The sequence below is a fragment of the Pseudoalteromonas sp. TAB23 genome (assembly GCF_000498075.1).
Classification (GTDB): Bacteria; Pseudomonadota; Gammaproteobacteria; order Enterobacterales; family Alteromonadaceae; genus Pseudoalteromonas; species Pseudoalteromonas arctica.
This window is the reverse complement of the sequence record NZ_AUTP01000312.1, coordinates 1-8,857: the sequence shown is the minus strand read 5'-3', so window position 1 is coordinate 8,857 and position 8,857 is coordinate 1. Positions and strand designations below refer to the sequence as shown.

Here is an 8,857-nt window from a genome sequence, read left to right as displayed (position 1 = left end):
CTAGGGCCTGTTGACCTTTCAGGATTAAAATTTGTTCAATCTAGGGGCTATTTAATCGCGGCGTGAGGTTTGTAACCTAGTGGGCTAAGTAAAAACCGAGTAACAAAGAGTAAATTGCCCCTAGGCAGAACCCTTCGGGCAGCGCATGTTTGGCATTTATTCCACGTTATCGCCTATTTATGGGGAATAACACTACATAGGCTCTGCCTTGCCTAAATGCCAAACACACTGCTGCAAATTTAACTTCGAAAGATAAACAGGCCCTAATAATTAGTGAATAACTATAAAAAGTAATTATTGTGCTGATAAAAATTCATTAATATTTCATTTTGATTGATTAAGCTATCCCGTTGCCTTTAAAATTGCGGGTAAATTAATTTATAAAATTTTTATGATACCGGTGTCAAAAGCTAAAAATTGCGTTATCATCGGCATCTAAAATTATAAAAACAGCACTTTTTTTGCATTTTTAGTTATACTATCGGCGCTTAATTTTAGTGTAAATAAGCAGTGTTAAGAGTTTTGCTTTTATAAAAAACATTTTTAAATCAATTGATTGAAAAAACTAGAGGGTATTTCCATGTCTAACCGAACGCAACTAGCAAGTTGGCAAGCACTAGAACAAAGTGCAGCTAAGATGAAACAAACACATCTGAAAACGTTATTTGCACAAGATGACACGCGCTTTTCTCAGTTTTCGACTCAAGTACCTGGCGTATTATTCGACTATTCTAAGCAACTTATTGATAACGCTGTTTTTGCTAACTTAATGTCGCTTGCTAAAGAATGCGATATCGCATCGTGGCGCGATAAAATGTTTAGCGGTGAAAAAATAAATATCACCGAGGATCGCTCAGTACTACATACGGCACTTCGTAATCGCGCTCACACTCCATTAATCGTTGATGGCGAAAACGTAACACAAGCCGTAGACAACGAATTAGCTAAAATTAAAGTGTTTGTAGAAAAAGTTCGTAGCGGTAAATGGTTAGGCTATACCGGTAAAGCGGTAAAAGATGTTGTAAGTATTGGTGTAGGTGGTTCTAACCTTGGCCCACAAATGGCAACCGAGGCATTAAAAGCACTTGCTGATGATACGTTAAATGTTCATTACGTATCCAATGCTGACGGTGTACAAATTTCGTCTATATTGAAAGCCATTGACCCTGAAACAACATTATTTGTTATTTCGTCAAAAACATTTACTACGTCAGAAACTATGACAAACGCTAAAACAGCGGTTGATTGGTTTTTACAAACAACAAAAGATGAAAGTACAATTGCAAAGCACTTTGTTGCAGTAAGTACAAATTTAGAAAAAACGGCAGCCTTTGGTATCAGCGACGAAAACGTATTCACTATGTGGGATTGGGTTGGCGGTCGCTTTTCACTTTGGAGTGCGATAGGCTTACCAATTGCTTTATATTTAGGCTACGACGCCTTTGAAGCAATTTTAGAAGGCGCGTTTGAAATAGACGAGCACTTTAAATCTGCGCCGTTTGAGCAAAATATACCATTAATTATGGCGTTACTTAGTGTATGGAATACGAGCTTTTTAGGCTACACAGCGCAAGCTATATTACCGTACGACCAAGCACTGCATATGTTGCCTGCGTATTTACAGCAAGGCGAAATGGAAAGTAACGGTAAACACGTTAACTTTGCAGGCGAAACGGTACCTTATACTACAGTTCCAATTATTTGGGGTATGACGGGTATTAATGGTCAGCACGCGTTTTATCAGTGTTTACACCAAGGTAATGTAATTGTACCTGCAGATTTTATTGCATCAGTTAAACCACAAGTGAATGTTGATAAGCATCACGATATTTTATTATCAAACTTCTTTGCACAAACAGAAGCGATGATGAGTGGTGTAGATGCAGCGCAAGTTACTGCTGATTTAACAGCTAAGGGTAAATCGCAAGCAGAGATTGATGAGTTATTAAATCATAAAATTCATCAAGGCAATCGTCCTACAACGTCTATGCTATTAGATACAGTAGATGCTAAAACAGTGGGCCGTTTAATTGCACTGTATGAGCATAAGATATTTTGCCAAGGCATTATTTTAGAAATATGTTCGTTTGACCAATGGGGTGTAGAACTGGGTAAAGGTTTAGCATCTAAAATTGAGAGTGAACTCACTGATGAAAGCGTTAAACATGCTCATGATAGTTCTACAAACGGCTTAATGGCGTACTACAAACAAAACCGTACGCAGTAAAAAATTCGCTTACGCAAGTAAGTAAACCGAGTACCTTTGAACGGGTAGCGCTGGAGTGCTTAGGGTCTGTATTTTTGTGAGAGGAGATACAGGGCCCCTAAGGCTCATTTAATAAGCGCAATGATAAAAATAATAATAAATCATCGATACAGAACAATTCAGCAGGCTTTTATTTAAATACAGCTATAAAAGCCATCTAATCTAGCAATAAATAGGCATACCCGCGCATTTATAAAGTGTACTGGGTATCACAACGTAGAGAGTAACTATGCTTAATCCTTTTGATATTATAATTTTTGGGGGCGGTGGTGATCTTGCGTTACGCAAATTGCTACCTGCAATGTACAGAGCATATCAAGAAGGTAACTTACCTGAAGGCTCACGTATCCTACCAACAGTACGCGAAGAATCGAAACGTGCTGAATACATAGAAACAGCGCATAAAGCATTACAAGAATTTTTAAGCAAAGGTGAGTTTAACGCTAAAGATTGGAAAGCATTTTCTACTTTTTTAGTGCCAGTGGTAAGTAATGTTACAGAAGCAGACGACAACTGGGATGTGCTAAAAGGCATTTTAGATGAGCACGAAAGCACTAAGTCTCGTGTGTTTTATTTATCGCTTCCGCCTGCTGTTTACGGCACATGTTGTGAAATATTATCGACTAAAGGTTTAATTACACCTACATCACGCGTTGTTGTTGAAAAGCCTATTGGTTATTGCGGTGATTCTGCTGAAGCAATTAATGGAAAAATTGCGGAATTTTTTAATGAAGAGCAAATTTTCCGTATTGACCATTACTTAGGTAAAGAAACAGTACAAAACTTAATGGCGCTACGTTTTTCAAACTCATTGTTTGAAAATATGTGGGATGCTAAATCTATTGATAACATCCAAATTAGCTTATCAGAAACTGTTGGCCTTGAAAGCCGTGCTGGTTTTTACGATAAAGCCGGTGCACTTCGTGACATGGTTCAAAACCATTTATTACAACTACTTTGTTTAGTTGCAATGGAGTCGCCTAATAAGCTTAACGCTAACAGTATTCGTAACGAAAAATTAAAAGTATTAGAAGCACTTCGCCCGCTTGTAGATGGCGATGTTGATGAAAATATTGTTCGTGGTCAATACGTACCAGGTGACTTAAACGGTAAAATTGTACCGGGTTACTTAGAAGAGCTAAATGAAGGTTCTAGTAAAACAGAAACGTTTGTAGCTATTCGTGCGCATATTGATAACTGGCGCTGGGCGGGTGTTCCATTTTACCTTCGTACGGGTAAACGTATGGCTAAGCGCTGTGCAGAAATTGTGGTTGAATACAAAAAAGTATCTCACAATATCTACGAAGATAACGTGGGTAATATCGAGCCAAATCGTCTTGTTATTCGTTTGCAGCCAGAGGAAACAATTCAACTAACGCTTATGTCTAAGCGTCTTGATAACCTTCAAATGCAACTTGAACCAGTAACAATGAATATTGAGCTTTCACAAGCTTACAGCAATGGTTTTCACTCAGATGCGTACAAGCGTTTAATGCTTGATGCCGCTGCAAATAACCCATCATTATTTATTCACCGTGATGAAGTTCGTCAAGCGTGGAAATGGATTGATCCAATCATTGACCGTTGGCAAGACAAAGGCAAGCCTGCACTTTACCGTGCTGGTAGCTGGGGTCCTGAGGATGCTGATGAACTATTGGCAGAAAAAAGCCACGTGTGGTTTAACACAGGCGATAAGGTATAAGTATGGCAACACTAGTTGAAAAGTTTTTTGACGATAAAGACGCGTTAACAGCTGAGCTTTCTGCAACGCTTGAGCAATCATTACGTGATGGTATTAAAAACGATGGCCGTGCTGTATTAATGGTGTCGGGTGGCTCGTCTCCTGCGCCCGCTTATAAGCATTTATCAACGCTTGATTTAGATTGGCAACATGTTGATGTTGCTATGGTTGATGAACGCTGGGTAGACCCAAGCCATGAAAAAAGTAACGAAGCATTTATTAAAAGTACGTTATTACAAAATTTTGGCAGTGCTGCAAACTTTATAACCATGAAAAACGATGCTGCAACCGCGCAGCAAGGCAGTGAAGTGTGTGAAGCCGCTTACAGTGCTTTAAAAGCGCCATACGATGTAACTATTCTAGGCATGGGCCCAGATGGCCACACTGCATCGTTATTCCCAAATGCAGAAGGTTTAGACCACGGTTTAACAACTGAGCAAACAGTATGTGCAATTAATGCGATACAAAGTGATGTGACGGGTAGTATTACTGAGCGAATGACACTTACGTTAAATGCCATTGCGCAATCTAAAGTGGTTAAGCTTTTAATTAGCGGTGAAGAAAAACTCGCTGTTTATAAGCAAGCAAAAGCGGGAGGCGATGTGAATGACATGCCACTACGCGCTGTGCTTAATCACCCAAGTATAAATATTGAAGTATATTGGGCGCCTTAATTTAGGTGCTAATTTAACTTTTAAAGGCCGCTTATATAAGCGGCCTTTTTTATTTGCTCAAATTTAAGCCTAAACACTGCAAAAAAACAGTCCTGAACTGTTAACCAATGTTAATGAATAACTTTGGTTTGTATTAAAATCAACCACGAAGTGTGTTGTTTTTGAACAAAAATTATGAGTTTGAGCTGTATGTTTTTTAGCAACGTTCAGATTTAGTTAAATTTTATTTTTTCATGGTCGTTGTCATAAAAGTTTCCCTTCCTTTTTTAGCTCAAAAGCATTAGCCTAAAGGTATTAACAATGAAACATATAAATTAAAATAAACGGAGCAGTAACATGGCGGAGCAACAAGTACAGCCTTTACACAACGAAAAACATGCCAACACTAAAATTCAAAACGGCATCAATGTAGAATTCATGAAAACTCAACATTTAGTGCCAGTAGTTGCACATGAGTTTGCACGCGTAGCAAACGAGTTTCCAATGTCATTCGTTAAAAACAACGAAAGCGGCACTTTTCAAGCTGTTGCTATGTTTGGCTTAGAGCCAGGCGAAAACCTTTTTGTAGAAGATGGTAAATGGACTGCAGCATTTGCACCTATGGCATCTACTCGTTACCCACTGGGCTTAGTTAAACACCCAGATCAAGATCAATACGGTATCGTAATTGACGAAGCAAGTACGCTTGTTGGTGAAGACGAAGGTAATGCATTATTTGAAAACGGCGAAGAAACAGATTACCTAAAACGTCGTAAAGAAGCGCTTGTATCTTTTATTGAGTTTTCTCAAGTAACTGAAGCGTTCACTAAATTCCTTGCTGATAAAGAGCTACTAATTGCGCAAACGCTTACAGTAGACATTAAAGGCGAGAAAAAAGACATCAACGGTATTTACCTTATCGATGAGAAAAAGCTAAACGAGTTAAGCGATGCTGATTTCTTAGAGCTTCGTAAACGTGGTTACTTAGCACCAATTTATTCTTTCTTAACGTCTACTCATCAAGTAGCACGTTTAGCGCGTTTAAAAGCTAAACAAGCTTAATTATACCAATTGCATTAAATTAGTGATCTATTATAGCGATAAGAAAATGGCTCAATAACAAGGCTAAAATTATGATACATAGTTGTTCTATATAAATAATTTTCAACGTAGTTAGTGAGCTATTTAATACGCTAGAATGACCATGTTTTTAATAAAATTGGTATTACAAACACGTAAAATTTTAAAAAGCGCCTTAAGGCGCTTTTTTTATGCCATTAAACTCACTTTAGTTGAAATTAAGCCCGCAACCATTCACATTAGTTTATAACTTTCCCATAAAAGAACTCATTATGAAAACACCCTTATTAGCAATTTTTGCGAGCAGCCTTTTTGCTTTAAGTAATAGCGTATTCGCTGCAGAGACTCCTTTTGCCATTGCGATTCATGGTGGGGCAGGGACAATAGAAAAAGCACGGTTTACACCCGCTCAAGAAAAGCAGTACCGCGCTAAATTAACAGAGGCTGTAGAGACAGGTTATAAAGTATTGCACCAAGGCGGTGAAAGTTTAGATGCGGTAACTGCGGCAATTACAGTATTAGAGCAATCGCCTTATTTTAATGCAGGGCGTGGAGCGGTATACACTTACGATGGCGGGCATGAGCTTGATGCATCCATAATGGATGGTCGAAACCGTGAAGCAGGCGCCGTTGCGGGTGTAAAGCATATTGAGAGCCCGATTAAATTAGCGCGTTTGGTCATGGATAACTCTGTACACGTAATGCTTAGTGGGCAAGGCGCTGAGGAGTTTGCTAAAGAGCAAGGTGTTGAACTTGTCGAAAATAACTTATTTGATACCGAGCCTCGTTACAAAGCGCTTTTAAAAGCAAAACAAAAATTAGATAAAGCCAAAGCAACCAGTAAAGAGTACCAAGCCGCGCACAAAGCATTGCCTAACTCTTACAAAATGGGCACGGTTGGCGCAGTGGCGCTTGATAAAAACGGTAATTTAGCGGCAGGTACATCCACAGGTGGTATGACGGCAAAACGTTATGGCCGTGTAGGTGACGCGCCGGTAATTGGTGCTGGGACATTTGCTGAAAACGAATCGTGCGCAGTATCGGCAACAGGGCACGGTGAATACTTTATTCGCTATAACGTAGCGAGCGATATATGTGCGCGTGTTAAGTATCAAGGTAAAACCATAGCTGAAGCTGGAGATGAAGTTATAAACGGTGTGCTTAAGCCAATTGGTGGCACTGGCGGCGTTATTATTATTGATACTAAGGGGAATATTAGCTTGCCGTTTAATACCTCTGGCATGTATCGGGCAAGTAAATCGAATACGCAAGCGACCTACGTGGGCATTTTTAACGACGAATAAGCCAAAGTAATTTAATTAACCTCAACTCTGGTTAAGAGATTTACTAACATATTGAACCACAATGATATTTTAATTCATTTATTGCTAGCCAGTTATTTTCAGTGCAGTTAGCGCTGAAAATAACTGCTTGAGATAGATTTATTATTCGCAGTTTAGGTGAATCGCAGCGTTTATATAACAAACAACCCCGTGTTATGCATTTTGTAGGATTAACCCCGGCCGTTTAATTTGATACAATTATGGCTCTTTAACTAATTTTATAAGGTATGCGGGTGGTAAACCTAGGTCAGTTGTTTGGCGAGCTAAAAACGTGCTTGAAAAAAGATCAATTCATTTTCAAAAAACGCTTACATGGCGTAAAAAAAATAACGGATGAAAACAAGCATGCCAACGCGCTTGAAAAAATAGCGGCTGATATAACCCGTAGCCAAGAATTACGTGATAAACGCTTAGCGGGCCTTCCTAAAGTGACTTACCCTGAGCAATTGCCAGTAAGTCAAAAAAAGGAAACAATTAAAGAGGCCATTGCAAATAACCAAGTGGTTATTATTGCAGGTGAGACGGGCTCAGGTAAAACAACTCAAATACCTAAAATGTGTTTAGAGCTTGGTCGTGGTGTTGATGGCTTAATAGGCCATACTCAACCACGCCGATTAGCAGCGCGAACGGTGGCTAACCGTATTGCTGAAGAAATGAAGTGCGAACTTGGTCAGCAAGTCGGTTTTAAAATTCGTTTTAGCGATCAGGTTTCTAATAATACGTACGTTAAACTAATGACTGACGGTATTTTACTGGCAGAAATTCAGCAAGACCGTTTTTTAAACCAATACGACACCATAATTATAGATGAAGCGCACGAGCGTAGTTTAAACATCGACTTTATTTTAGGCTACTTAAAAAACCTACTTCCAAAACGTCCCGATTTAAAAATAATAATTACGTCTGCAACCATCGATCCTGAGCGCTTTTCAAAGCATTTTGATGATGCGCCCATTATAGAAGTATCGGGTCGTACTTTCCCTGTTGATGTGCGTTACAACCCAACGGCCNTGGAAGCCGAGGGCGATCAGCTACAAGGTATTTTTGATGCTGTTGACGAACTGTGCGCGGAAGGTCCTGGCGACATACTGATATTTTTAAACGGTGAGCGTGAAATACGCGATACCGCTGATGCACTTAGCAAGCGTAATTTAAAACACACTGATGTATTACCACTTTACTCGCGCTTATCTAACGCAGAGCAAAACCGTATATTTGCGCCACATTCTCGTCGTCATATTATTTTATCGACCAACGTAGCCGAAACGTCACTAACCGTGCCGGGTATTCGTTATGTAATAGATCCAGGTACTGCGCGTATAAGCCGCTACAGTTATCGTACAAAAGTTCAGCGCCTGCCANTATATCGCAAGCAAGTGCTAATCAGCGTATGGGTCGTTGTGGACGTGTTGAAGCGGGTATTTGTATTCGCTTGTACTCTGAGGATGATTTTTTATCGCGCCCAGAGTTTACCGACCCTGAAATACTGCGTACTAATCTTGCCTCAGTTATTTTGCAAATGTTGGCACTCGGGCTTGGTGATATGGCGCAATTTCCGTTTGTGCAAGCGCCAGATAGCCGTAATATAAGTGATGGTTTATCGTTATTAGAAGAACTACAAGCAGTAAAACCAGACAAACGTGATAGTAAAACGAGTTTAACCGCTTCAGGTAGAGAACTCAGCCGATTACCGGTAGACCCTCGTTTAGCTAAAATGGTGCTCACAGCTCACAAACTTGGCGCATTGCGTGAAGTGATTGTTATTGTGGCGGCG

5 protein-coding genes and 1 pseudogene are annotated in these 8,857 nt (G+C 39.6%); all 6 read left to right on the top strand.

Annotated elements, in window-relative coordinates:
* The first annotated feature begins 580 nt into the window (after positions 1-580).
* Positions 581-2,227 carry a glucose-6-phosphate isomerase gene (gene pgi, locus L654_RS0120000; RefSeq protein ID WP_024608878.1) on the top strand — a complete coding sequence of 549 codons (1,647 nt, stop codon included), beginning with the start codon at positions 581-583 and terminating at the stop codon, positions 2,225-2,227.
* Positions 2,228-2,495: 268 nt separating this feature from the next.
* Entirely contained in the window at positions 2,496-3,968 is a 1,473-nt protein-coding gene (gene zwf, locus L654_RS0119995) for a glucose-6-phosphate dehydrogenase (RefSeq protein WP_007581057.1), read from the top strand.
* Between the two features lie 2 nt (positions 3,969-3,970).
* A complete protein-coding gene (gene pgl / locus L654_RS0119990; RefSeq protein ID WP_024591001.1) occupies positions 3,971-4,681 on the top strand; it encodes a 6-phosphogluconolactonase in 711 nt (236 codons plus the stop codon).
* Between the two features lie 336 nt (positions 4,682-5,017).
* The gene (locus L654_RS0119985) at positions 5,018-5,722 is read left to right on the top strand and encodes a SapC family protein (protein WP_024591000.1); all 705 of its coding nucleotides are present in this window, start codon (positions 5,018-5,020) and stop codon (positions 5,720-5,722) included.
* 290 nt (positions 5,723-6,012) lie between these two features.
* Positions 6,013-7,044, top strand: coding sequence for an isoaspartyl peptidase/L-asparaginase (locus tag L654_RS0119975; protein ID WP_010555079.1), 1,032 nt, complete (start codon positions 6,013-6,015; stop codon positions 7,042-7,044).
* Positions 7,045-7,316: 272 nt separating this feature from the next.
* Positions 7,317-8,857, top strand: a pseudogene (gene hrpA / locus L654_RS0119970) (ATP-dependent RNA helicase HrpA); the annotation flags it as partial.

What these genes read in the sequence shown, in the direction of transcription:
- L654_RS0119975 (WP_010555079.1), top strand. Translation starts at nt 6,013, where the DNA reads ATGAAAACACCCTTATTAGCAATTTTTGCGAGCAGCCTTTTTGCTTTA.
- zwf (WP_007581057.1), top strand. Translation starts at nt 2,496, where the DNA reads ATGCTTAATCCTTTTGATATTATAATTTTTGGGGGCGGTGGTGATCTT.
- L654_RS0119985 (WP_024591000.1), top strand. Translation starts at nt 5,018, where the DNA reads ATGGCGGAGCAACAAGTACAGCCTTTACACAACGAAAAACATGCCAAC.
- pgl (WP_024591001.1), top strand. Translation starts at nt 3,971, where the DNA reads ATGGCAACACTAGTTGAAAAGTTTTTTGACGATAAAGACGCGTTAACA.
- pgi (WP_024608878.1), top strand. Translation starts at nt 581, where the DNA reads ATGTCTAACCGAACGCAACTAGCAAGTTGGCAAGCACTAGAACAAAGT.